17 protein-coding genes are annotated in these 24,366 nt (G+C 72.4%); 5 read left to right on the top strand and 12 right to left on the bottom strand.

Translation table 11 applies throughout. The features are described 5' to 3' along the window. Positions 1–96: 96 nt before the first annotated feature. Positions 97–2,982, top strand: coding sequence for a LuxR family transcriptional regulator (locus tag SACE_RS15305; RefSeq protein WP_231850012.1), 2,886 nt, complete (start codon positions 97–99; stop codon positions 2,980–2,982). 110 nt (positions 2,983–3,092) lie between these two features. Here SACE_RS15305 and SACE_RS15300 read toward each other — a convergent pair whose 3' ends face one another. From SACE_RS15300 to SACE_RS15285, 4 genes are all read right to left on the bottom strand, one after another. Continuing rightward, entirely contained in the window at positions 3,093–3,440 is a 348-nt protein-coding gene (locus SACE_RS15300; RefSeq protein WP_009949089.1) for a hypothetical protein, read from the bottom strand. Positions 3,441–4,019: 579 nt separating this feature from the next. Beyond that, a complete protein-coding gene (locus SACE_RS15295) occupies positions 4,020–7,262 on the bottom strand; it encodes an acetyl-CoA carboxylase family protein (RefSeq protein ID WP_011873943.1) in 3,243 nt (1,080 codons plus the stop codon). A 14-nt stretch (positions 7,263–7,276) separates the two neighbouring features. Then, a complete protein-coding gene (locus SACE_RS15290) occupies positions 7,277–8,992 on the bottom strand; it encodes an AMP-binding protein (RefSeq protein ID WP_011873942.1) in 1,716 nt (571 codons plus the stop codon). Between the two features lie 153 nt (positions 8,993–9,145). Beyond that, entirely contained in the window at positions 9,146–9,535 is a 390-nt protein-coding gene (locus tag SACE_RS15285; RefSeq protein WP_021341759.1) for a hypothetical protein, read from the bottom strand. A 235-nt stretch (positions 9,536–9,770) separates the two neighbouring features. Between SACE_RS15285 and SACE_RS15280 the strand changes: the two genes are divergently transcribed. Then, the gene (locus SACE_RS15280; protein ID WP_009949096.1) at positions 9,771–10,517 is read left to right on the top strand and encodes a lipoate--protein ligase family protein; all 747 of its coding nucleotides are present in this window, start codon (positions 9,771–9,773) and stop codon (positions 10,515–10,517) included. 89 nt (positions 10,518–10,606) lie between these two features. On the opposite strand, the gene SACE_RS15275 is transcribed toward SACE_RS15280, so the two are convergent. The 4 genes from SACE_RS15275 to SACE_RS15260 all read right to left on the bottom strand — a co-directional run bounded on the left by SACE_RS15275 (position 10,607) and on the right by SACE_RS15260 (position 16,081). After that, positions 10,607–11,743 carry an aromatic ring-hydroxylating oxygenase subunit alpha gene (locus tag SACE_RS15275; protein ID WP_011873941.1) on the bottom strand — a complete coding sequence of 379 codons (1,137 nt, stop codon included), beginning with the start codon at positions 11,741–11,743 and terminating at the stop codon, positions 10,607–10,609. A gap of 125 nt (positions 11,744–11,868) precedes the next feature. Beyond that, a complete protein-coding gene (locus SACE_RS15270) occupies positions 11,869–14,325 on the bottom strand; it encodes a GcvT family protein (RefSeq protein WP_443706300.1) in 2,457 nt (818 codons plus the stop codon). Between the two features lie 41 nt (positions 14,326–14,366). After that, the gene (locus tag SACE_RS15265; RefSeq protein ID WP_009945262.1) at positions 14,367–14,996 is read right to left on the bottom strand and encodes an MBL fold metallo-hydrolase; all 630 of its coding nucleotides are present in this window, start codon (positions 14,994–14,996) and stop codon (positions 14,367–14,369) included. Beyond that, entirely contained in the window at positions 14,996–16,081 is a 1,086-nt protein-coding gene (locus SACE_RS15260; protein WP_009945263.1) for an S-(hydroxymethyl)mycothiol dehydrogenase, read from the bottom strand. The genes SACE_RS15265 and SACE_RS15260 overlap by 1 nt, the downstream gene beginning before the upstream one ends. 331 nt (positions 16,082–16,412) lie before the next feature. Here SACE_RS15260 and SACE_RS15255 point away from each other — a divergent pair, with 331 nt between their 5' ends. Together SACE_RS15255 and SACE_RS15250 are read left to right on the top strand one after the other, a co-directional pair. Further along, on the top strand, positions 16,413–16,763 hold the full coding sequence (locus SACE_RS15255; protein WP_009945264.1) for a bifunctional 3-phenylpropionate/cinnamic acid dioxygenase ferredoxin subunit: 351 nt from the start codon (positions 16,413–16,415) through the stop codon (positions 16,761–16,763). Continuing rightward, entirely contained in the window at positions 16,760–17,947 is a 1,188-nt protein-coding gene (locus tag SACE_RS15250; protein WP_009945265.1) for an NAD(P)/FAD-dependent oxidoreductase, read from the top strand. Before SACE_RS15255 ends, SACE_RS15250 begins: the two co-directional genes overlap by 4 nt. 172 nt (positions 17,948–18,119) lie before the next feature. Here the strand turns inward: SACE_RS15250 and SACE_RS15245 are convergent, their stop codons facing one another. From SACE_RS15245 to mdlC, 3 genes are all read right to left on the bottom strand, one after another. Then, a complete protein-coding gene (locus tag SACE_RS15245) occupies positions 18,120–19,580 on the bottom strand; it encodes an aldehyde dehydrogenase family protein (RefSeq protein ID WP_009945266.1) in 1,461 nt (486 codons plus the stop codon). Between the two features lie 37 nt (positions 19,581–19,617). Beyond that, positions 19,618–20,982, bottom strand: coding sequence for an MFS transporter (locus SACE_RS15240; RefSeq protein WP_009945268.1), 1,365 nt, complete (start codon positions 20,980–20,982; stop codon positions 19,618–19,620). 82 nt (positions 20,983–21,064) lie between these two features. Then, positions 21,065–22,495, bottom strand: a complete 1,431-nt coding sequence (gene mdlC, locus SACE_RS15235) for a benzoylformate decarboxylase (RefSeq protein WP_009945269.1) — start codon at positions 22,493–22,495, stop codon at positions 21,065–21,067. A 151-nt stretch (positions 22,496–22,646) separates the two neighbouring features. On the opposite strand from mdlC, the gene SACE_RS15230 reads away from it, so the two are divergent. Further along, on the top strand, positions 22,647–23,558 hold the full coding sequence (locus tag SACE_RS15230) for a LysR family transcriptional regulator (protein WP_009945271.1): 912 nt from the start codon (positions 22,647–22,649) through the stop codon (positions 23,556–23,558). A 115-nt stretch (positions 23,559–23,673) separates the two neighbouring features. Here the strand turns inward: SACE_RS15230 and SACE_RS15225 are convergent, their stop codons facing one another. Then, the gene (locus SACE_RS15225; protein ID WP_009945272.1) at positions 23,674–24,255 is read right to left on the bottom strand and encodes a pyridoxamine 5'-phosphate oxidase family protein; all 582 of its coding nucleotides are present in this window, start codon (positions 24,253–24,255) and stop codon (positions 23,674–23,676) included. Positions 24,256–24,366 lie beyond the last annotated feature (111 nt).

Below are 24,366 nucleotides of genomic sequence, written 5' to 3'. Positions count from 1 at the left end.
GGTGGCCGCCGCCGGCGGATTGCGCCGCCGAGATCGGCATGCCTAGGCTTCCACCACCGCTCCATCACGTGCGGGGTCCGGGTCCGGGAGCAGCCGATGCCGCAAGACGCGTGTACTTCCGCCCGGCAGAACACGTCCTCGGTGGGCCTGCGCACGAGTTCGCCGGTGCTCATCGGCCGCACCGCGGAGCTGGGCACACTGGTCACCGCCGTGAACACCGCGCCGTCGGTGGTGTTCGTCGAGGGCGAGGCCGGGATCGGCAAGACCCGGCTGGTCAACGAGCTGCTGGTGGCGGTGCGCTCCGAGTCGGTGTGGGTCACCACGGGCTACTGCCAGCCGCTGCGCGACCCGTTCCCGCACGGCGTGGTGTTCGAGTGCCTCGGCGGCTGCGCCAAGCGGCTGTCGGCTTCCGGTCGGCTCAGCGCCGTCACCGGTTCGCTGCGCCCTTACCTGCCCGAGCTCGCCGACCGGCTTCCGCCGGCACCGGAACCGCTCGGCGACCAGGCGGCCGAACGGCACCGGCTGTTCCGCGCGGTGCGGGACCTGCTCGCCGCGCTCGGCCGGGTCGTGGTCGTGGTCGAGGACATCCAGTGGGCCGACGAGGGTTCGCGGCAGCTGTTGCGGTTCGTCATGACCGATCCGCCGCCCGGGCTCTCCCTCGTGGTCACCTACCGCAGGGAGGAGCTGCCCGGCCGCTCCGCCGCGCTGGGCAGGGCGTTCCGCCCGTCACCGGGGACCAGCAGCGCGCACCTGGTGCTGGGTCCGCTGGAGCCCGAGGAGGTGCGCGGCCTCGCCCAGGCCATCCTCGGCACGCCCGTGTCGCACGAGTTCGCCGTCGACCTGCACGGCGGAACGGCCGGAATTCCCTTCGTGCTGGAGGAAACGCTGCACGCGCTGCGCCAGCGGGAAGGCGGCATCCGTCCGGACGGCCGCGGCGCCAAGCGGATGCTGGCCGAGCTGGAGGTCCCGGCCCTGCTGCGGGAGGCGATGCTGGAGCGACTGGACGGCCTGCCCGCCCACGCCCGGGCGCTCGCCGAGTGCGCGGCGGTGCTCAACTGCCCGGCCGACGTCGCGCTGCTCGCGTCGATGACGATGCTGGCGCCGGCGCGAGCGGGCACCGCCGTCTCGAAGCTGCTCACCGCCGGGGTGCTGGTGGAGGACGAGGACGGCCGCTACCGCTACCGCCACCCGCTCGCACAGCGCGCGGTGTACTACGCACTGCCCGGGCCGCGCAGGCAGGAGCTGCACAACCGCGCGCTGCGCATGCTGGCCAGGCAGGACCCGAGACCGCTGCTCATGCTCGCCGAGCACGCCAAGCGGGCGGGCCAGCACGCCGCGCGGCTGCGCTACGGCGAGGAGGCCGCCGCCCTGGCCATGCAGGCGGGCGACGCCACCACCGCCGTGGAGCTGCGGCTGTCGCTGGTGGCCGAGCCCGCGGTGCCACCGGCCGACGTGAACCGGCTGGTGAGCAGGCTGTGCCAGGACGCGCTCACCGGACTGCACCAGCACGAGGTCACCGCGGAGCTGGAGCGGCTGCTCCCCGACACCCGGCTGTCCGAAGACGTGCGTGGCGAGGTGCGGCTGGGCCTCGGGCTGCTGCTGATCCGCCAGGAGGGCGCGCTGGAGCGCGGCCGGGTGGAGGTGCAGCTGGCCATCGACGACCTGGGAACCCGGCCCGACCTGGCCCTGCGCGGGATGGCGGTGCTGGCGCTGCCCTACATCGGCATCACGCCGCTGGCCGAGAACATGCGCTGGCTGCAACGGATCGAGCGCGAGCTGGGAGCGGTCCCGCGCGGCCTGTCGGGGTTCGCGGTGCTGGCCAACTCGATCGGCGGGCGCATGCACGTCGGCGACCCGCTCGCCTGGCAACAGCTCGCGCGGGTCGATCCGCTGTCCGACGACGTCGGCGAGCAGCGCCACATCGCCCGCCTCTACTGCAACCTGGCCGACTCGTGCTCGTGGACCGGGCATTACCAGCAGGCCGAGCGGTTCATCCGCAACGGCCTGAGCGTCGCCGCCCGCTGCGGCGCGCCGTACGTGGTGGGCACCGCCGAGGCGACCAGGATCCGGCTGGACTGGATGGCCGGGCGCTGGGCGGGGCTGCAGGAGCGGGCGTGGCAGCTCGCCGAGACCTACCAGCACCTGATGCCGGTGGTCAGCGAACTGCACCTGGTGCTGGGCTGGACCGATGCCGCGCACGGGAACTGGGACGGCGCGGCGGAGCACTTCGCCCGCACCGGGCTGTCGGACCCGGGCAACTCGATCGCGCCGGTGATGCTGGCGGCCTTCGGCGGTGTGGTGAGCGTCCGGCTGGCCCAGGACGACGTCGTGGAGGCGTGCCGGCAGGCCGACCGCGGGCTGGAGGTCTTCCGCCACAAGGGCGTGTGGGCGTGGGCCGGGGAGCTGGTGCCGGAAGCCGTCGAGGCGTACTGCGCGGCGGGCAGGACCGCTGACGCGGAGAAGGTGACCGAGGAACTGGCCGTGGGTCTGTCCTCTCTGGACGCTCCGCTGGCCGAGGTGGCGCTGCTGGACTGCCGAGCCCGGATCGCCGCGCACCGGGGACGGCCGTCGGCCGCGGCTCAGGAATTCCACCGCGCAGGGCGGACTTACGAGCGCCTGGGGGTGCCCTACCGCGCGCTGCGGATGGCCGAGCTGGCGGCACATCACGCGCCCGGTGGACCGGACGGCATGGGGGAGCTGGCCGACCGCTACGCCGAGCTGGGCGCGACGCGCGACGCGGCGAGGTGCCGCCACCTGTTGCGCAGCCACGGCACCACCACGCCGTCGCGGCGGGGCAGGCGCGGCTACGGCAACGAGCTTTCGCCGCGCGAGCAGGACGTCGCCCGGCTGCTGGCCGGAGGCCGCACGAACCGGGAGATCGCCGAGGCCCTCTTCCTGTCGCGGCGCACGGTGGAGCAGCACGTCGCGCGCGTGCTGCGCAAGCTCGGCGCCGCCTCGCGCACCGAGCTCCAGCGCCACTGAGAGCTTGGCTTCGATCCCCGAAAGCGACTCAGCCGCTTGGCCACCAACCGGTGAGGTTCTTGCTCACGGCCGCCGCCGGTGCCGGGTGTCCGCCCGGCACCGGCGGTACCTCAGAGCAGGTCGAGCGGCAGGTCCGCGTGACCGGCGACCTGGTCGGCGACGTCGCCCACGACCGGCAGGTCGGCCGGCGCGGGCAGGGTGCCGGCCACGTCCTCGACCGGCAGCGCGCCGGTGAGGTCGTCGGTCGGCAGGTGCTCGGCCAGGTCGGCGGCGATCTCGCCGGGCTCCAGGCCGAGACCGCTCAGGTCGCCGGGAACCGAGGCCGCCGACGGCTCGAACTCCTCGACGTCACCGACGGTGTTGCCGGCGGCCGCGACGTTGGCGACCTCGTTGCCGCTCAGGACGTCGTGCACGCTGACGAGGTTGTGCGAGTCGTTCTGCTCGATCTCGATGTCCACGTCCGGACGGGGGTCCGGCGGCGGAGTCGGTCCGGGCGGAGGCGTGGGGCTGGGAAGCAAGTTCTCTTCCTCTCGGTATCGCAGATGTGCGGGATGTGCGTCCGACCGGCGACGTCCGGCGGACCCGGCGCGCGCAGCGCGGCCCAGGGGGCGCAGCCGCTGGTGGCAGCACCGCGCGGCGGCGTGCCGGCCGTCAGCCCGTCGGCGGTCGGTCGTTTCCGAGGACGGCCGGGGTTCCGGCCGGTCACCAGCCGGGTCAGGACTGGTCACCGCGAGGGGCGGCGTGCGACCGGGGTCCGGGAGCCGCCCGCGAGCGGTCCGGACGATCCCGCTGCGCTCGGCCGGCTCCGGATCGTTCCTCGGGGGCGACGACGGGAACCGGCCAATGCCGGATGACGGCACCTTTTCCCCTCTTCACCACGGAAAGTCAGAAAAGTGTGCCGTTTCCCACCGTCGTGATCACTCTATCGGGTTGAGCACGTAACGAACATGGCCCGCTACCCCTAGTCATCCACTTTCTCTGTTAGGGGCACCCTTGCGGGGCGCCATGGGGGATGCCGACCGGCACCGTAGGAGTGCTCACCAGGTGTCCACGCAGGGCCTGCGGCCTCCGGCCGGGGCCGAGGGCCCCTCCGGCGTCAGCAGGGCGGCGATCCACCGGCGGGACTCGGCCGGGTCGATCACGTCGTCGATCTCGAACGCCGAAGCCACGTTCGTGGCCTGGCCGCGCTCGTACTCGGCGGCGACCATCTCCTCGAACCTGCGCTGCCGCTGCGCCGGGTCGGCGATGGCCTCCAGCTCCTTGCGGTAGCCCAGCCGCACCGCGCCTTCCAGTCCCATCGGCCCGAACTCCCCGGTGGGCCAGGCGATCGTGAAGCGCGGTTCCCGGAACCCGCCCGCGGCCATCGCCTGCGCGCCGAGACCGTAGCCCTTGCGCAGCACGATCACCCCGAACGGCACCGACATCGCGGCGGCGTTGACGAACATCCGGCTGACGTGCCGGACCGTCGCGGTGCGCTCGGCGTCCGGGCCGACCATGAAACCGGGCGTGTCGCACAACGAGAGCACCGGCAGGCCGAAGGCGTCGCAGAGCTGGAGGAAACGCGCGATCTTGTCCGCCGCGGGCGAGTCGATGGCACCGCCCAGGTGCGCCGGGTTGTTGGCGATCAGGCCCAGCGGCCTGCCCTCCACCCGCACCAGCGCGGTGACCGCGCCGTGCCCGAAGTCGCGCCGGAGCTCCAGCACCGAGTCCACATCGGCCAGATCCTCGATCAGCGCGCGGACGTCGTAGACGCGCAACCGGTTCTCCGGCACGGCGTGGCGAAGCCTGCGCGCATCCGGCGCTTCCCACCGCGACGCCGCGCCCTGGAAGTAGGACAGATACTTCCTGGCGAGTGCGACGGCGTCGGCGTCGTCGCGGGCCACCAGGTCGATGACGCCGTTGGCGCGCTGGACCTCGGTCGGCCCGACCTCGTCCGGCGCGAACACGCCGAGGCCGCCACCCTCGATCATCGCAGGGCCGCCCATGCCGATCGACGCATCCGGCGTGGCGATCACGACGTCGGAGCAGCCGAGCAGCGCGGCGTTGCCCGCGAAGCAGCGTCCGGAGGCGATGCCCACCAGCGGCACCACACCGCTGAGCCGCGCGTAGAGGGCGAAGGCGCGGCAGTCCAGTCCGGTGACGCCGCTGCCGTCGGTGTCGCCCGGCCGGCCGCCGCCGCCCTCGGCGAAGAGCACCACGGGCAGCCGGGCGCTCTCGGCGAGCTCGAACATGCGGTCCTTCTTGGCGTGCCCGCGCTGGCCCTGCGTCCCGGCCAGCACCAGGTAGTCGTAGGACATCGCGACCACGCGGGCGTGTTCGAAGTCGGCCCCGTTGACCGCGCCCACGCCGGCGACCAGCCCGTCCGCGGGGGTGCGCTCGACCAGGTCCCGCAACGAGCGGCGACGCCGCTGCGCGGCGATCGCGAGCCCGCCGTACTCGACGAAGGTGCCTTCGTCGCACAGGTCGGCGATGTTCTCCCGGGCGGTGCGGCGGCCCCGGTCGTGCCACCGGGCGACGGCGTCGGGCCGTGCCTCGTCGGCCAGCACCGCCCGCCGCTCCCGCAGCGCCGCGAGGTCCGGGCGCGGCGCGTCGAGGTCGACCGCCGCGGTGCCGGACTCGCCGCCGTCCTCCTCCTCGCCCGGTGAAACCAGCGCGACCGGCTGCCCAGCGGTCACCACGTCGTCGACCTTCACCAGCACCTCGGCCACCACACCCGGGGTGGCGGCGCTGACCGGGTGCTGCATCTTCATCGCCTCCAGGACGGCGATGACCTCGCCCCCGCGGACCGGCTCCCCCGGCGCCCGGCAGACCTCGACCACGGTCGCCGCCATCGGCGCGGTCACCTCGACCACGTCGTCGCGTCCGGGCAGCGCCACGGATTCGACGCCCACACCGTCCAGTTCGGACAGCACGTCGTCGACGAACGTGGTGTGCACGGCACCTGCCCGCACCTCCGGTCGCGCGAGCAGGCTGCGCAGCAGTTCGCGGTTGGTGGCCACCCCCTCGACGCGGAACTCCCCCAGCGCGCGGTGGGCCCTGCCGACGGCGTCGGCGAGCACCGGAGCGGAGTCGCGTGCGACGAGCTTGGCCAGCGTCGAGTCGTAGCGCGGGCTGACCCGGTAGCCGGGGTACCCGCACCCGTCGACCCGCAGCCCCGGCCCGCCGGGTGGTTCGTAGGCGGTGATCGTGCCGGTCGCGGGTACCGCCTGGCCTCCGACCGTCAACCGCTCGGTGTTGAGCCTCGCCTGCACGGCGAACCCGCGCGCGGCGGGCAGCTCTCCCGGCGCGAGACCGAGGTCGGCCAGGCTCGCTCCCGCCGCCACGCGGATCTGCGCGCGGACCAGGTCGATGCCGGTGACCTCCTCGGTCACCGTGTGCTCGACCTGCAACCGCGGGTTGGCCTCCATGAAGTACCAGCGGGGCTCTCCCACGTCCCCGGCCTCGACCAGGAACTCGAACGTCCCCAGCCCGCGATACCCGCATTGGCCCGCGAGGGTCGAAGCCGCCTCCGCGAGGGCCTTGCGGACCTCGTCGGGCAGGTCGGGGGCGGGCGCGATCTCCACCAGCTTCTGCCTGCGGCGCTGGAGGCTGCAGTCGCGGTCGCCGAGGACCGCCACCGCACCACCCGCGTCGGCGAGCACCTGGACCTCGATGTGCCGGGCGCGCCGCAGCAACTGCTCCACGAACACCCCGTCGTCGCCGAACGCGGCACGTGCCTCGGACCGGCAGCGAGCGACGGCCTCGGCCAGGTCCTCGTGCGGGGCGACCACGCGCATCCCGCGTCCACCGCCGCCGGCGACGGCCTTGACCACCACCGCGGAGCCGCCCGGCAGGCCCGCGCGGAACTCCTCCGCCTCGTCGGGACCGCTGATCGCCGAGGTCCCCGCCAGCACCGGCACACCGCAGCGGGCCGCCAGCTCCCTGGCGCGCGTCTTGTCGCCGAGCACGTCGAGGGTTTCCGGTTCCGGCCCGACCCAGGTCAGTCCGGCTTCGACGCACGCGCGGGCGAAACCCGCGTTCTCGGCCAGGAAACCGTAGCCGGGGTGCACGGCGTCGCAGCCGGTCGAGCGAGCCGCGTCGACCAGGGCGGCACCGTCGAGGTAGCCGGCGGGCCCGGTACCCGGGAGTGGCACCGCGCGATCGGCCATCCGCACGTGCAGGGCGTCGGCGTCGTCGGCCGCGTGCACCGCGACGGTCTCGACACCCAGTTCCCCGGCGGCGCGGATGACGCGGACCGCCACCTCCGCCCGGTTGGCCACCAGCAGTCCGGCGATCTGCATCTGCACCCTTCCCACTACGGTCGCGCGGTGAGCCGTTCGGCCTCTTCCAGCAACCGTCCTTTTTGGATCTTCCCGGTCGCGGTCATCGGCAGCGCGTCGACCAACCGCACGACCGGGACCTTGTACGGCGCCATGTTGAGCCGAGCCCACTCCCGCAGCGCGGCCTCGTCCAGCTCCGCTCCCGGGGCGGGCTGCACGAACGCCACCGGCACCTGGCCGCGCTCGGGATCGGTCTTCGGCACGACCGCCGCACCGAGCACGCCTGGATGTCTGGCGAGCAGACTCTCCACTTCGGACGGGAAGACGCTCATGCCCGACACCTTGATCATCTCCTTGTTGCGGCCGAGGTAGTGCAGGCAGCCGTCCTCGTCGACGATCCCGAGGTCGCCGGTGTGCAGCCAGCCGTCGCGCAGCGCGTGGGCGGTCGCCTCCGGCTGCTGGTAGTAGCCGGTGAGCAGCGACGGCGAGCGGACCACGATCTCCCCCGTCGCGCCCAGCGGCAGCGGCTCGGCGGTGACCTCGTCGACGACCATGAACTCCGTGCCGGGCACCGGAAGCCCGCAGAACACCGGAGCGGTGAGCAGGTCGTGGTCGCCCGCCTGGAAGCCCTCGGTGATCGAGTCCGCGGTGTGGGTCTCGGTCATCCCGTAGGAAGCCTCGCGCAGCACGCTTCCCGGCCCGGCCAGCTCCCGCCACCGCTGCCGCAACCGCGGCGTCAGCTTGCGGACGAACGACATCGCGCGCGGCCGGCGCAGCGACGACAGCTCGTGGGCACCGGAGTCGGGGTGCTCCATGAGCTCGACGTAGTTGTCCACGGTGCCGAGCATCGTGGTGACCCGGCGCGTGGTCACCGCCTCCAGCACCGCGCCCGCGTCCCAGCGGGTCAGCAGGACGACGGTGCTCCCGCAGAACAGCGGCACCAGGATTCCGAAGTCCTCCCCCGCGATCCAGAAGATCGGCACGTAGATCAGGAAGACCTCGGGCCGCCCGCCGGTGACGTCGATGCCCGCGGCCGCCGCGGCGGTGGCGGCCGTGTAGATCATGTGCCGCTGCGTGTGCTCGCAGCCCTTGGGCATGCCGGTGGTGCCGCCGGTGTAGTTCAGCGCCGCCAGCGCGTCGAGGTCGGCTCCACGTCCCGGCGCGGGCGGATGCGCGAGCGCCCGCGCCCATCCGCTCGCGATCTCCGATGGGGCGCGCACCGAACCTGGCTCCGGACGCACGGGTTCCGGCGGCAGCATGTCGGTCAGCGCGGTGACGAGCACCTCGCGCACGGCGGTGTCCGGCCGCACCTTTTCGACCAGTGGGTACAGCGCGTCCAGCGACAGCAGGACGGACACGCCCGCGTCGGCCAGCTCGTGGCGCAGCTCGTGCTCGCGGAACATCGGGTTGACCGGGACGTACACCGCCCCCGCGCGCAGGACGCCGAGCATGGCGACCACGAGTTGCGGGCAGTTGGGCAGGAACACCCCGACGCGCTCGCCCGGGGCGACGCCGACCGCGTCCAGCCATCCCGCGAACCGCGCGGCGAGCTCGTCCAGTTCGGCGTAGGTGATGCGGCGTCCGTAGAAGTCGTAGGCGACGCGGTCGGGAACCGTGCGCGCCCAGTGGCTCACGTACTCGGTGACCGGCCGCTCGCCGAGCGGGTACTCGACCTCGCGCGGGATGCCCGGCGGCCACACCTCCTGCTGACGCACGCGCAGATCCGCGAGGTAGTCCTCAACAGCGCCCATCCCACCACCCCATTGAGACCGACTAGTCGGTATGCGGAAGGTTAAGTTCGGTGGTCCGGGTGGTCAACCCTCGTCGACCGATCGGCCGCGCGCCCGGATGCGGCATACCGCTCATTCCCCAAGCCGACTCGCAGGTTCATCGCCCGCCGCCCGTCAGCCGGCCCCCGTTCGAAGCGGCCGGCCGCAGCACGCCAGCGCTGCCGCGACGTCCCGGAGCCCTGGCCTCGGGTGGTGCTCGCGGCGGTCACCGCCGCCGCGGCGTGGTGGCCTGCGCAGCGGCTGCTCGGCCGGCCCAGCCCGATCTTCGCGCCGATCGCGGCGATGGTCAGCCTCCTCGACGAGCAGGGGGCGCGCGGTCGGCCCGCGGTGCGCGTCATCGGCGGTGTGCTGGTCGGCGTCGCGGTGGGGGAACTGCTGGTCGGGCACCTGGGCAGCGGACCGCAGGAGATCGGCATGTCGGTGGCGGTCCCGGCACCGCTGGTCGCGGGCGCTGAGCACGAACCCGCTGACGGTGGTCCAGGCCGGTGTCACATCGTTGCTCACGAGCCAGAGCCGCTGCCCGCCGCACGCACCTGCTCGCCCGCACTCCGTCCCGGCAGAGCGGCCCCGGACGACGGCGTTCCCATCCGTCCATCGTCGCAACGGCCGACCTCGACGGCCGGGGTGCGGTCGCGTGTCGGGCGCACGGAACCGCAGCGCAAGATAAGCCGAAGCCAGCCGGAAGCCCGCGGCCGCGCGGGGTCCGGGACCGCGCGTGCGCACTGGTTAAGCTCGGGGCGTGGACCTCCTGCACGGCGCCCTCGGCGCGGACGAAGACCAGGCGTTGGAGATCGCGGTCGCGCACGCGCTGCTGCGCGGGGTCAGCCGCGGCGACTCCGGGGCGGTCCTGCGGGTGTACCGGCCGACGGCACCGGTCGTGGCGTTCAGCCGCCGGGACTCCCACCTGCCGGGTTTCGACGCGGCGGTCCGCGCCGCGCGCGACGCGGGGTTCCAGCCGCTCGTCCGGCCGCAGGGCGGCCGCGCGGTGGCCTACACCGAGCAGTCGGTCGTGGTCGACCACGTCAGCCCGCACCCGGACTTCCCGGCAGGGCTCAACGAGCGGTTCACCGACTACGGGCACCTGTGGGCGGACGTGCTCCGGGAGCACGGCGTGGACGCCCGGGTCGGTGCGGTACCGGGCGAGTACTGCCCCGGTGCCTACAGCGTCAACGCCCGCGGCGTGGTCAAGCTGGTCGGCACCGCGCAGCGGCTGGTGCGGCAGGCGTGGCTGTTCAGCGCGGTGGCCATCTTCGACGGCGCCGAGGTACTGCGGCCGCTCCTGACCGAGATCTACGCCCACCTCGGCCTGGACTTCGACGGCAGCTCGGTCGGCTCGGTGCGCGAGGAGGTGCCCGACCTGGACCTGGAGCGCTTCGAGTCGGCGGTCATCGCCTCCTACGGCGCCCTGACCGAGCTGACCCCCACCGCGCTCGACGACGGGGTGGTGAGCGCCGCCCACGACCTGGCCGTCGACCATCGCCTCTGAGCACCGGCTCAGGGCCGGTGCCACCAGGTTTCCCGCCGAGGTGGCGGGTGCGGCGGGTGGCGGGTCCGACAGCCGCCACCCGCCGCTGCTCACTCGCCGCCGGAGCCTTCGCCGATCTGCTCCCGGGCCCAGTCGTGGAATTCCGCGATGTGGTGTTCGCTGGGGACGAAGACTCCGCCCTTGCTGTAGCCGCGGGAGTCCATGGCCAGCTGGCAGCGTTCGCAGGCGTCGAAGTCCTGCCGGTTGACGCGGTCGAACAGCTCGACCGAGCGGGACAGGTCGCGGCCGGACTCCACGACCTCGGGCAGGTACAGCCAGTCGCACTCGATCAGCGTGCGATCCGGCGCGACCGGGAACATCCGGTGGAAGATGACGTGGTCGGGCACCAGGTTGATGAACACCTGCGGGCGCACGGTGATGGCGTAGTAGCGGCGGTCCTGGTCCTCGGTCACCCCGGGCAGCCGCTCCAGGCCCTCGCTGCCGTCGACGGTGAAGCCCTGCACGTCCTCACCGAACTCCGCACCGTGACCGACGTAGTACTGCGCGGCGAAACCGTCGGCGAACTCCGGCAGCACCTCGGTGAGCTCGGGGTGGATCGTGGCGCAGTGGTAGCACTCCATGAAGTTCTCGATGATCTGCTTCCAGTTCGCCTTCACGTCGTACTCGATGCGCTTGCCCAGCTTCAGCGCGGTGATGTCGTAGGAGTTGATCGCCCCGGCATCACCCAGCCGCGCGGTGACATCGGAGACCACCGTGTCGTCGAACGACGGCGGGTCCTCGGCCAGGCACACCCACGCATACCCCAGCCACTCCCGCACGTGCAGCCGGTTCAGCCCGAACTCGGTGCGGTCGATGTCGGGCATGTCGTTGAGGTTGGGCGCGGCGATCAGCTTGCCGTCCAGGCCGTAGGTCCAGGCGTGGTACGGGCACTGGAAGGAGCGGCGCACCTCGCCCTTCTCCTCGGTGCACAGCCGCGCGCCGCGGTGGCGGCAGATGTTGAGGAACGCATTGATCGCGCCGTCACGGCCCCGGGCGATGAGCACGCTCTCACGCCCGATCTGCACCGTGCGGAAGGCGCCGGGCTTGTCCAGGTCGTCGCAGCGCACCGCGCAGAACCACTGCTCCTCGAAGATCCGGGACTGCTCCAACGAGAAGATGGCCGGGTCGGTGTAGTAGTGGCCGGGCAACGTCGCCATCAGGCTCTGCGGCGATCCGGTCGTGGTCATGACAGCAACCTCACAGGGGTAGTTCGGGTGGGTTGTGCGGAGCGGCCCGGCGGCGACGTCGCCGGGCCGCGACGGTGGCGGTCGGTTCGGTGCGGGTCGCCGCGGAGGCGACCCGTGCCGCGGCTTCAGCGGCGGATGCGGGCCATCTCCGGGTCGAACAGCGGTTCCTCGGCGACGGTGGCGGGCAGCCGCTCGGCGAAGTACTCGACGTCGACCCGCGTGCCGGGCGCGGCGGCGTCCGCGGGCAGCCACGCGTAGGCGATCGAGCGGCCGATGGTGTAGCCGAAGGCCGCGCTGGTGACGTAGCCGACCGAGCCGTCGGCGGTGTGCACCGGCTCCTTGCCCATCACCACGTGTTCGGGCTGGTCCATCAGCAGCGGCACCAGCCGCCGCCGCGGCTGCTCCGCCGCCGCCTCGACCAGCGCGGAGCGGCCGACGAAGTCGGCCTTGTCCATCCGGACGGCGAACCCGACACCGGCTTCGAAGGGGTTGTGCTCGGTGGTCATGTCGGTTCCCCAGGAGCGGTAGCCCTTCTCCAGCCGCAGGCTGTTGAACGCGCTGCGGCCTCCCGCCGTGACACCGAGCCCCTGCCCGGCCTCCCACAGCGCGTCCCACAGCCGCAGGCCCACGTCGGAGTCGGCGTAGATCTCCCAGCCCAGCTCGCCGACGTAGGACACCCGCATCGCGGTGACCGGCACCCCGGCGATCCGGGCGTGCTTGGCCTTGAAGAAGCCGAAACCCTTGTGCGAGAAGTCGTCGCGGCTCAGCGGCTGCACCAGGTCGCGCGCAAGCGGACCCCAGACCCCGACGCAGCACGTCCCGGCGGTGATGTCGCGGACCACGACCGAGCCGTCGGCGGGGGCGTGGCGCAGGAACCAGTCCAGGTCGAGGTTGCCGTTGACGCCGATCTGGAAGCGGTCGCGCTCCAGCCGCGCCACGGTGAGGTCGCTGCGCACCCCGCCCGCCTCGTCGAGCAGCAGCGTGTAGCGGACGGTGCCCGGCCTGACCGCCATCTGGTTGGTGGTCATGTGCTGGAGGAAGTCCAGCGCGCCCCGGCCGGAGATCTCCAGCCGCTTCAGGGGGGTCATGTCGTAGAGCGCGACCTGCCCGCGCGTCGCGCGTGCCTCGGCCGCGGCGGCCGGCGACCAGTACCGCGACGCCCACGCGCCCCGTTCCGGCACCTCGAGCCCTTCGGCCGCCTCGGCGTTGGACTCGTACCAGTGCGGGCGTTCCCAGCCGTGGGCCTCCAGGAAGTAGGCGCCCAGCTCCTGCTGGCGCGGGTAGAACGGGCTCACCCGAAGCTGCCGGGGCCGTTCCGCCGGCTGCAGCGGGTGCAGCACGTCGTAGACCTCGACGAACGCCTGCGACGCGCGCTCGTGCACGTAATCGGTGTCGAGCTGGACCTGCTCGAAGCGGTGCACGTCGCACTCGTGGACGTCGGTGTCGGGCTGCCCGTCGACCAGCCACTGCGCCAGCGCCCGCGCCACACCCGCCGAGTGCGTCACCCACACCGCCTCGGCCAGCCAGAAACCGGGCAGCTCGCGGGACTCCCCCATCAGCGGCATGCCGTCGGTGGTGAACGACATGATCCCGTTGAAGCCCTCCTCGACCTTGGTGTCCTGCAACGCGGGCAGCAGGTCGAGGGCGTCCTGCCAGGACGGCTCGAAGTCCTCCGCGGTGAACTCCAGCACCGACGGCATGACCTGCGCGGCCGCGGAGCTCGGCACGTCGGCGAGGTCCACCGGCATCGGGCGGTGCGCGTAGGAGCCGATCCCGATGCGGTCGACGTGCTCGCGGAAGTACAGGTCGGCGTCCTGGTGGCGCAGGATCGGCCGGGAGAGCTCGTGGCGCTCGTCGTTGACACCGACGAGCTCGGCGAGCTGCGTGGTCTTGGCGTACTGGTGGGCCATCGGCAGCAACGGCACGTCCACACCCGCCATCCGGCCGATCCTCGGACCCCACAGCCCCGCCGCCGACACCACGACGTCGGCGGGCAGCACCCCCTGGTCGGTGACCACGCTGCTCACCCGTCCGCCGCGCTGCTCGATGCCGACGACCTCGTGGTGGGCCAGGAACACCGCTCCCCTGGCGATCGCGCGCCGGGCCTGCGCCTCGCACGCACGCAGAGCCTTGGCCAGCCCGTCGCCGGGGGTGTGGAAGCCGCCGAGGATCCGCTCGCGGTCGATCGTCGGCCACAGCTCCACGCATTCGAGCGGGTCCAGCAGCTGCGAGCCGATGCCCCACGAGGTCGCCAGGCCGTGCTTGCGCTGCAGGTCGGCCCACCGCTCGGAGGTGGTCGCCAGCTCGAGACCGCCGACGGGCAGGAAGCACGGCGCCCCGTCGAGGTCCATGCCCCGGAACTTGCGCACCGTGTAGTCGGCGAACTCGGTCAGGGCCTTGGACCCGTTGGTGCGGAACACCAGGCCGGGGGCGTGCGAGCTGGAGCCGCCGGTGGCGAACAGCGGCCCCTTCTCGACGACCGTCACGTCGGTCCAGCCGCGTTCGGTGAGCTCGTCGGCCAGCGAACATCCGACGATGCCTGCACCGATGATGACCACTCGGGGTGTGGCGGGAGATGTCACCAGCGTTGGTCCTTTCTCCAGAGGCGGGGTGAGTGCCGGGCTCAGTGCCCCCGGGCGATCCAGTCCGGCAGGTTCGGGGCTTCGGTGCCGATGGTCGTGGTCGGCCCGTGTCCGGTGTGGACGACGGTGCTCGCGTCCAGTTCCAGCAGTCGCGAGGAGATCGAGCGGATGATCGTGGTGAAGTCGGAGTACGAGCGGCCGGTGGCGCCCGGGCCGCCCTGGAACAGGGTGTCGCCGGAGAAGAGCCAGCCCTGTTCGGCCGCGTGCAGGCAGACGCTTCCCCAGGTGTGGCCCGGGGTGTGCAGGACCCGCAGGTCGGTGCCCGCCACGGTCAGCAGATCGCCGTCGCAGATCGTCCGGTCCGGCGGCCGCTCGGCGTGGACCTGCTGCCACAGCTCCAGGTCGTCGGCGTGCAGCAGCACCGGGGCGCCGACCTTGTCGGCCAGCGCGACGGCACCGTTGATGTGGTCGTTGTGGCCGTGGGTGCACACGACCGCGGTGACCTCGCGCTCGCCTACGGCGTCCAGCACCAGGTCCGGGTCGTGCGCCGGGTCGACGACCAGGACCTCGCGGTCGTCACCGACCAGCCAGACGTTGTTGTCGACCTCGAACGTGCCACCGTCGAGGGCGAATACACCCGAGGTCACGACCTTCTCCACGCGGGCGGGCATCAGAGGACCACCACCGAGCGCAGCACCTCGCCGCGGTGCATCTTCTCGAAGGACTTCTCCACCTCGTCGAGCGCGATCCGCTCGGTGACGAACGCGCCGAGGTCGATCCGGCCCTGCTGACTGAGCTCCACGAGCTCCGGGAAGTCGCGGCCGGGCAGGCAGTCGCCGTACCAGGACGACTTGACCGCTCCCCCGCGCGCGAAGACGTCGATCAGCGGCAGGTCCAGGGTCATCTCCGGGGTCGGCACGCCCACCAGCACGACGGTGCCCGCCAGGTCGCGGGCGTAGAACGCCTGCTTGAACGTCTCGGGACGCCCGACGGCGTCGATCACGACGTCGGCGCCGAAACCGCCGGTCAGCTCCCGGACCGCCTCCACCGGGTCGGCGTGGCGGGCGTTGACCAGGTGGGTCGCGCCGAAGGCCTCGGCCCAGTCCAGCTTCTTCGTGTCGAGGTCGACGGCGATGATCCGGCGCGCCCCGGCCAGTTCGGCGCCCACGATCGCCGCGCTGCCGACGCCGCCGCAGCCGATCACCGCGACCGTGTCGCCGCGGCGCACGGGAGCGGTGTTGACCGCGGCGCCGATCCCGGCCATCACGCCGCAGCCCAGCAGCCCGGCCACCGCCGGGTCGGCCCCGGCGTCGACCTTCGTGCACTGCCCCGCCGCGACCAGGGTCTTCTCGGCGAAGGCGCCGATGCCCAGCGCCGGCGAGAGCGGCGTGCCGTCGGCCAGCGTCATCGGCTGGCGGGCGTTGTGGGTGTCGAAGCAGTACTGGGCCTTGCCGCGGCGGCAGGCCCGGCACTGGCCGCACACGGCCCGCCAGTTCAGGACCACGAAGTCCCCGGGCGCGACCTCGGTGACCCCCTCGCCGACGGCCTCGACCACGCCGGCGGCCTCGTGCCCGAGCAGGTAGGGGAAGTCCTCCCCGATCCCGCCCTCGCGGTAGTGCAGATCGGTGTGGCAGACCCCGCAGGCCTGCACGGCCACCAGGGCCTCGCCCGGGCCGGGGTCGGGGACCAGGACGTCGAGCACCTCGACCGGTGCGCCCACCTCTCGCGCGACGACGCCGCGGACCTGATGCAGCAAGGGACGCTCTCCTCTCCGGGAGTGTGGAGTTCGGGGATTCGGGCCGGAAGGTGGCCCTAACCTGCAAAGTTGCGCATTAAGCACCTTGTTGCTTGATGGGAAACAACGATGAGGCCGCACCCCTGCGCTGTCAAGAGCCCCGCGCCGATCATCCGCGGGTTACCGCGACGTAACCCTCCGCAGCGCGCATCGCGTTGCCGGGAAAGGGAATCCGGGCGCGCGAAACATTGCGGGCCAACGGCGCGATCCCTCTTGACGACCACCCCGGAGTCGTGGAGCCTGTTGCGCATAACGGTTGCTGTTCTCTTATGCGCAACAAACAGGAGGGCTCATGTTCGCCGTCTGCCGTACCGAGGAGCTGCCTCCCGGCGAGTCCGCGCGGATCGTCGCCGACGTTCCCATCGCGGTGTTCAACGCCGATGGCGAGTACTACGCGGTGGATGACACGTGCACGCACCAGGACGCCTCGCTGTCCGAGGGGTTCCTGGAGGGCTGCTTCGTCGAGTGCCCGCTGCACGCGGCGTTCTTCGACCTGCGCACCGGGCAGCCGACCTGCCTGCCGGCCAAGCGCCCGGTGCGCACCCACGCGGTGACCGTCGACAACGGCGTCATCTACGTCGACGTCACGCCCCGCCGGACCGCGGGCCAGGACGCCGCGCTGGAACAGGAAAGCGTCGCATGAGGACGATCACCGTGGTGGGAGCGTCGCTGGGCGGGTACTCCGCGGCCCAGCAGCTGCGCGCGCAGGGCTTCGACGGCAGGCTCGTCGTGGTCGGCACCGAGGTCCACCTGCCCTACGACCGGCCGCCGCTGTCCAAGGACTTCCTCAAGGGCCGGATCGGCGCGGCCGACCTCGCGCTCGGCGAGCAGCAGGACTTCGACGAGCTCGAAGCCGAATGGCGGCTCGGCGAGTTCGCGGCGCGCCTGCGGCCGGCCGACGCCGGCATCGAGCTCTACAGCGGGGAGCAGATCGGCACCGACGGCGTCGTGATCGCCACCGGGGCCTCGACCCGGGTGCTTCCCGGCAGCGCGGGCGTCGGCGGCGTGCACACACTGCGCACGCTCGAGGACGCCCAGGCACTGCGCGAGGAGCTGACGACCGGACGCCCGAACGTGGTGGTCATCGGCGCCGGGTTCATCGGCGCCGAGGTCGCCTCCTCCTGCGCCGAGCTCGGGCTGGACGTGACCATCGTCGAGGCCGCCGAGCTGCCGCTGGCTCGCGTGCTCGGCACGCGCCTGGCCTCCGCGTGCGCGGCACTGCACAGCGAGCACGGCGTGGCGGTCCGCTTCGGCGCCGGGGTCGAGGAACTGCGCTCGGCCGCGGGCCACGTGGTCGGCGTGCGGCTGTCCACCGGCGAGGAGCTGCCAGCCGACGTGGTGGTCGCCGGCATCGGGGTCCAGCCCAACACCGGCTGGCTGAGCGGATCGGGCCTGAGCCTGCACGACGGCGTGCTCTGCGACTCCGGCGGCGTGACCGACCTGTCCAACGTCGTCGCCGTCGGCGACGTGGCCCGCGTCTTCCGGCCCGACCTAGGCAGGAACGTGCGCACCGAGCACTGGGCCACCGCCAACGGCCAGCCGCGGATCGCGGTGCGCAACCTGCTGGACGGCATCACCAACGAACAGCACACCGACATGCCCTACTTCTGGTCCGACCAGTACGGGGTCCGCATCCAGTTCGCGGGCTTCGTCCACCCCGAGGACGAGGTGCGCATCCTCGACGGAGACATCGAGGACCGCTGCTTCCTCGCCCAGTACGAGCGCGACGGGCGACCCGTGGGCGTCCTGGCGTTCAACCACCCCCGCGGCTTCGGCCGCGCCCGCCGCCAGCTGTCCAGGCCCACCCTGGACGTGGCGACCTCGTAGGACGCCCGCGGTCCGAGCTCCCCGCGTACCGTCGTTCTCGCGGGGCGCGCAACGACTTCCGCGGGGACCAGGGCGCCGCCACTCGCACTTCCTCCAGCCGCCGCCGGGCACGGCTCCCGGCGGCGGCGTGTGGTGCCGGCCGCTCAGCGGCGGAGCAGGACGCGGGCTCGGCCTAGAACGGGTACTGCTGGATGCTGCCCTGGATGGTGACCCACTGGGTCTCGGTGAACGCCTCGACGTTGGCCTCGGCGCCGCCGATGCGACCGCCGTTGCCCGAGTCGCGCACACCCCCGAAGGGGATGTGGGGCTGGTCGCCGACGGTCTGGTCGTTGACGTGCACCAGCCCGCTTGGGATCTGCTTGGCGACCTCCCACGCCCGCATCGCGTCGGCGCCGAGCACGCTCAGCGACAGGCCGTACTCGGAGTCGGCGGCGATCTCCACCGCCTCCTCGATCGTCCGGTAGCGCAACACCGGCGCGACCGGCCCGAAGATCTCCTCGGCGAAGGCGGGCGTGTCCCGCCGGACCTGGTCCAGGACGGTCGGCCGGTAGAACAGCTCCTCGTATGTACCACCCGCCACGAGCTGAGCACCGGCCTCGACGCTCGCGGTGACCAGGCGGTGGATGTTGTCGCGCTGCCCCTCGTCGATGATCGGGCCCAGCGCGACCTCGGCGGTGTGCGGGTCGCCGACCGGCAGGGCACGGGCCTTCTCGGCGAGGGCGGCCACGTAGTCGTCGGCGATCGACTCGTGGACCAGGTGCCGTCCGGCCGCCATGCAGATCTGGCCCTGGTGCAGGTACGCGCCCCACGCGGCGGCGGAGGCCGCGGCGGCCACGTCGGCGTCGGGCAGGACGATCAGCGCGTTGTTGCCGCCCAGTTCGAGGTGCGTCCGCTTGAGGTGGGTGGCCGCGGCCTCGGCGACCTTGCGCCCGGCTCCGGTGGAGCCGGTGAAGGCGATCACCCGGGTGTGCCTGTTCGCCACCAGCGCCGCACCGGCGTCGGCGCCGCCCGGCAGCACCTGGAACACCCCTTCCGGGACGCCCGCCGCCGCGAAGACCTCCGCCAGCGCGGCACCGCCGCACACCGCGGTGCGCGTGTCGGGCTTGAGCACCACGGAGTTGCCCAAGGCGAGCGCGGGTGCCACCGCGCGGATGGACAGGATCAGCGGGAAGTTGAACGGCGCGATCACGCCCACCACACCCGCGGCCACCCGCCTGCTGAAGCTCAGGCGCCCGTCGGCGGCGGGCAGCAGGTCACCGCTGGGGTGCGAGGGCAGTGCCGCGGCCTCGTAGCACTCGGTCGCGGCGGTGCGCAGTTCGAGGTCGGCCTTCGCGCCGATCGAGCCCGCCTCGCGCACCAGCCAGGTCCGCAGCTCCGGCGCGTGCTCCTCGAAGAGCTGACCGGCCCGCCGCAGGATCGCCGCGCGCTCCTCGAACGACGTGCTCTCCCACTCCCGCCGCGCGGCCGCGGCCCGCTCGCACGCGGTGTCGACGTCGGCGGGCGTGGCGGTGCCCACCTGGCCGAGCGACTTGCCGGTCGCGGGTTCGGTCACCTGCGACGGCGCACCGCCCGCGGTGCTCCACCGTCCGGTGAAGATCTTGTTCTCCCAGACCTGGGGGGCGACGAACGCCATGGCGGATCTCTCCTACGGCACGATTCCTACGGCACGATCAGACTTTGCGGGTTTCTTCGCTTCCGCGGCGGGATGTCACCCCGGCCACCGGCTCGGAACGCGGCGCGGTCCGGAACCTCTTGCCCGCCACGAGCGCGACCGCGACCGCCCCGATGGCTCCGGGCACCGCCACCGCGATGAAGTTCTGCTGGAACGGCAGCTCCATCGCCAGCAGCGCGCCGCCGAGGGTCGGACCGCCGATGGCGCCGATGCGCCCGACACCGGCCGCCCAGCCGACACCGGTCGAGCGGACGTGCGCCGGGTAGTACTCGACGGCGAAGGCGTGGATGATCGCCAGCACGCCGATGGTCGCGGCCCCGGCCACGAACAGCAAGAGGTTGAGCACCACGGCGTTCGGGTCGAACGCCAGCCCGACCAGCGACACCGACGCGAGCACGAAGTACAGCACCAGCGTGCCGCGGTAGGTCCAGCGGTCGGCGAGCCAGCCGCCTGCCACGGCGCCGATCATGCCGCCGAGGTTGAGCACCACCAGGTTCCACAGCGCCGAGCCCAGCGGGTAGCCGGCGGTCTGCATCAGCTTGGGCAGCCAGGTGTTGAGGCCGTAGCTGAGCAGCATGCACATCGCGAAGAAGACCCAGATCAGCACGTTGTTGAGCGCGTTGCCGCCGGTGAACAGCTGGGAGAGCCGGACCTTGCCCGCCGCCGGGCGCTCGTCGGCCACGACGCCGCCGTGGTCGCCGGTGGGGTCGACCCTGCGCAGCACCGCGAGCAGCCGCTCGCGGTCGCCGTTGACCGCCAGGTACTCCGGCGACTCGGGCAGGTGGCGCAGCAGGACGGGCACGAGCAGCAGCGGCGCGCCCGCGATGTAGAAGACACCGCGCCAGGTCCACAGCGGCTCGACGTAGATGGCGAAGACCGCCGCCGCGATCCCGCCGACGGAGTAGAAGCACGACACCAGCGTCACGAACAGCGCCTTCGACCGCTGCGGCGCCAGTTCCCCGGTCAGGGCGATGAAGTTGGGCACCAGCGCGCCCAGCGCCGCGCCGACGACCAGCCTCAGCGCGCCGAGCTGCACCGGTCCGGTGGCGAAGGCACACGCCAGCGACGCCGCGCTGGCCACGGTGACGCAGGTGATCATCAACGGCCTGCGCCCGTGGGTGTCGGCCAGCGGCGCGATGAACATGCCGCCGACGAGCATCCCGACCAGCGCGGCCGAGCCGAGGGTCCCGGCGGTGACCGGGTCCATGTTCCACTCGTCCATCAGGTGGCTGATGACGGTGCCGTAGGAGACCATGTCGTAGCCGTCGACGATCATGAGCAGCGAGCACATGACCAGGACGCCGACGTGGAAGCCGTTCAACCGGGCCTTGCCGACCACGGATGTGACGGTCTGCTGGGACACTGGGATTTCCTTCTGCTGTCGCGGCTTCGGGTTGGCGGTTTCCGGGCCCGTACGGGTCCGGGGGTCTGTTCTGATTGCCGGGTCAGGGTTCGGTGAGCTCGGTCTCGACCTCGATGAGGGCCGGCCGGCCCGCGCCGAGCGCGTCCTCGAACGCGGTCGCGAAGTCCGCGGCGGTGCGCACCGAGGTGGCCTCCACCCCGTAGCCGCCCGCGATCCGCACGAAGTCGATGCCGGGCACGTCCATGCCGGGCGTCTCGCCCGCGTCGAGGACCTTGGCGAACCAGCGCAGGGCCCCGTAGGTGCCGTTCTTCAGGATCACGATGCTCACCGGGATCCGGTACTGCGCGGCGGTCCACAGCGCGGTGATGCCGTAGTTCGCCGAGCCGTCACCGATGAGCCCGACGACCTGGCGTTCCGGGTGCGCGAGCTGGGCACCGACCGCGGCGGGCAGGCCGAAGCCGAGCCCGCCGGAGGCAGGGAAGAAGTAGCTGCCCTGGCGGGAGAGGTCCATCTGCGACCAGAAGGTGCCGGTGGTCGCGGTGGACTCCTTGACGTAGACGGCGTCCTCGGGCGCGATGTCGCGCAGGGTCGCGAACAGCTCCGCCGGGTGCACCGCGCCGCCCGAACCGCTCACGCTCGGGAAGTCCGGCAACGGCGGCAGCCGCGGGCGGTCGGTGTCGGCGGCCTCGTCGGCCAGCCTGGAGAGCGCGTCTGCGATGTCGCAGACCAGCGCCTCCCCCATCGGGGCCCGCGCGGCCTCGCCGGGGTCGCTGGTCAGGTGGACCAGGCGGGCGCCCTCGGGCAGGTACTCGCCGGGGACGTACTGGTGGTAGCGGAACACCGGCGCGCCGGCGACCAGGACGAGGTCGTGTCCGTCGAGCGCGTCGGTCACGCCCTGGACCGCCGCAGGCAGCACTCCCCGGAACGAGCGGTGGCGGGTCGGGAACGGGCACCGCGACGGCGAGGGCGCCACCCACACCGGGGCGTTGAGCTTGTCGGCGAGCCGGACCGCGTGGTCGTTGGCGTGCTGGGCGTCGACGTCGGGCCCCAGCACCAGCACCGGGTTGCGCGCCGAGTCGACCGCCTGGACCAGGTCGGCGAGTTGCTCGGAGCCGAGGGAGCCGGCCGAGGTGGTGCTGCGGCGCAGCAGGTGGCCGGCCTCCCGCGGGGCCTCGCCGTCCCAGTCGTCGTAGGGCACCGACACGTAGACCGGCCCCTTGGCAGGCAGGTTGGCGGTGTGGATGGCCTGGCTGATGGTGCGCGGCACGTCCTGCGCGCACGACGGTTCGGCGCTCCACTTGACCAGCGGCTTCGGCAGCGACGCGGCATCGACGTTGGCGAGCATGACCTCCTGGCCGATCGTCGAGCGCACCTGCTGGCCCGCGGTGATGACCAGCGGGCTGTGCGAGTACACCGAGTTGGTCAGCGCGCCCAGGGCGTTGCCGGTACCGGCGGCGGCGTGCAGGTTGACCAGCGCCGGCCCACCGCGGGCCAGGGCGTAGCCGTCGGCCATGGCACCGAACGGTCCCGCGGGTCTTCTGCGCGGTGATGGCGCCGAAAGGCTCACGGGTGCTCTCGTGTCGGGGAGCCACCCTATGCAGACAGCAAACATAACCCTAATGAATGATGTTGATGCGGGCATAGGCAGTGTCTATTCTCCAGGGATGACCGAGGTGGACCTGAACCTCATGCGGACGTTCGTGCTGCTCTACGAGACGCGCAGCGTCACGCGGACCGCCGAGGCGATGTTCGTCACCCAGCCGTCGGTCAGCCACGCGCTGCGGCGCCTGCGCAGGCAGGTCAACGACGAGCTGTTCGTCCGCTCGCCGGACGGGCTGGTGCCGACCGAGGCGGCCGACCGGATGTACCCGAGCCTGTCCCAGGCGCTGGAGGTGGTGACCGAGACCTTCTCCGGCGCGACCGACTTCGATCCGGCGAGCTCGGCGCGCACGTTCCGGGTCTGCGCGACCGACCTCGGCGAGATCAGCCTGCTGCCGTCGGTGCTGGCCCAGCTGGAACGGCAGGCCCCGCGGTGCAGCGTCGAGGTCACGCCGCTGGACTTCGCCGACGCCGCGCGCAACCTGCGGCAGGGGCGCAGCGACGCGGTGATCTGCACCCCGCGCATCGACGCGCCCGACCTGCAACGCGACGCGTTGTTCCGGGAGAACTACGTGGGGCTCTGCGCCCGCGAGCACCCCAGGATCGGCGAGCACCCGACGCTCGGCGAGTACCTGGCCGAACGCCACATCGTCGTGCACGCCGCGGCCGGGCACATCGACGCCGACCAGGAGCTGAACCGGCTCGGCCACCGCCGCGACATCGCCGTCCGGGTGCCGCACTTCGCCGTGCTGCCCGAGTTGCTGGCCCGGACCGGGTTCCTGTCGGTGGTGCCCAGCCGGGTCGCGGGGCTGTTCACCCGCTCGTCGGCGGTCCGCACCTTCGTGCTGCCGCTGGATCTCCCGGTCGTCGAGGTCTCGCTCTACACCTACCAGCGCGCACTGCCCGCGCCGGGCATCGAATGGCTGCGCGAGCTCATCGTGCGGACGTTGCGCGACCAGCCCCCGTCCAACGACTGAGGGCCTTGCTGCGGTAGGCGAAACCGCTGGGAACCTCCTCCTCAGAGCGCATCGTTGTTCTCTGAAGCGGCGCAGCCGCTTGGCCCACCCCCGCAACCGGCACCGCCGCGGGTTCTCAGGAGGTCCGCGCCGGCAGTGGCAACGGCAGGGCGGGCAGGCCGTCGATGCTGATGCCGTTGTGCTCCTTGGACTCGCAGTAGGCCGCGAACTCCTCGTCGGTCTTGCGTCCGAAGTGGTCGGCGTGCAGCGTGCGCTCTTCTCGGTAGTCCATGAACGGGACGGCGAAACCGCAGCTGTCGCTGATCCGCTCGGCGCGGACCACGACGATCGCGCGCAGGCCGGGGGCGTCGGCGTCGCCGAACCTCCTCACCAGCTCCGCCCACCTGGGGTCGTCGCGGAACACCGGTTCGCCGCGCCCGTGCACCCGCAGCACCTTCGGCGGGCCCTCGAAAGCACACCACATCAGGGCGATCCGGCCGTTCTCCCGCAGGTGCGCGAGCGTTTCGGCGTGGCTGCCGCCGAAGTCGAGGTAGGCCAGCTCGTCTTCGCCCAGCACCGCGAGCGAACCCGCGCGGCCCTTGGGCGAGATGTTCACGTGCCCGCTGCCGGAGAGCGGTGCCGAGGCGACGAAGAAGACCTTCTGCGCCTCGATGAACGAACGCAGGCGGTCGTCGATCCGGGCGTACACCTTCCCCACGGCACACCATCCTTGTCCACATTCCAAGACGATTATCTCGAATGACAAGACAAGGATAGAACTTCACGTCCGCCCTTCCAACCGGCCTTTCGCCCAACACTGCCGGAACTT

The sequence above is a fragment of the Saccharopolyspora erythraea NRRL 2338 genome (assembly GCF_000062885.1).
Taxonomy (GTDB): Bacteria; Actinomycetota; Actinomycetes; order Mycobacteriales; family Pseudonocardiaceae; genus Saccharopolyspora_D; species Saccharopolyspora_D erythraea.
This window is presented reverse-complemented; position numbering and strand designations above follow the sequence as displayed.

Coding starts and splice junctions, on each gene's coding strand:
- SACE_RS15305 (WP_231850012.1), top strand. CDS start 97: ATGCCGCAAGACGCGTGTACTTCCGCCCGGCAGAACACGTCCTCGGTG.
- SACE_RS15295 (WP_011873943.1), bottom strand. CDS start 7,262: ATGCAGATCGCCGGACTGCTGGTGGCCAACCGGGCGGAGGTGGCGGTC.
- SACE_RS15290 (WP_011873942.1), bottom strand. CDS start 8,992: ATGGGCGCTGTTGAGGACTACCTCGCGGATCTGCGCGTGCGTCAGCAG.
- SACE_RS15275 (WP_011873941.1), bottom strand. CDS start 11,743: ATGACCACGACCGGATCGCCGCAGAGCCTGATGGCGACGTTGCCCGGC.
- SACE_RS15265 (WP_009945262.1), bottom strand. CDS start 14,996: ATGCCCGCCCGCGTGGAGAAGGTCGTGACCTCGGGTGTATTCGCCCTC.
- SACE_RS15255 (WP_009945264.1), top strand. CDS start 16,413: ATGTTCGCCGTCTGCCGTACCGAGGAGCTGCCTCCCGGCGAGTCCGCG.
- SACE_RS15250 (WP_009945265.1), top strand. CDS start 16,760: ATGAGGACGATCACCGTGGTGGGAGCGTCGCTGGGCGGGTACTCCGCG.
- SACE_RS15245 (WP_009945266.1), bottom strand. CDS start 19,580: ATGGCGTTCGTCGCCCCCCAGGTCTGGGAGAACAAGATCTTCACCGGA.
- mdlC (WP_009945269.1), bottom strand. CDS start 22,495: ATGGCCGACGGCTACGCCCTGGCCCGCGGTGGGCCGGCGCTGGTCAAC.
- SACE_RS15230 (WP_009945271.1), top strand. CDS start 22,647: ATGACCGAGGTGGACCTGAACCTCATGCGGACGTTCGTGCTGCTCTAC.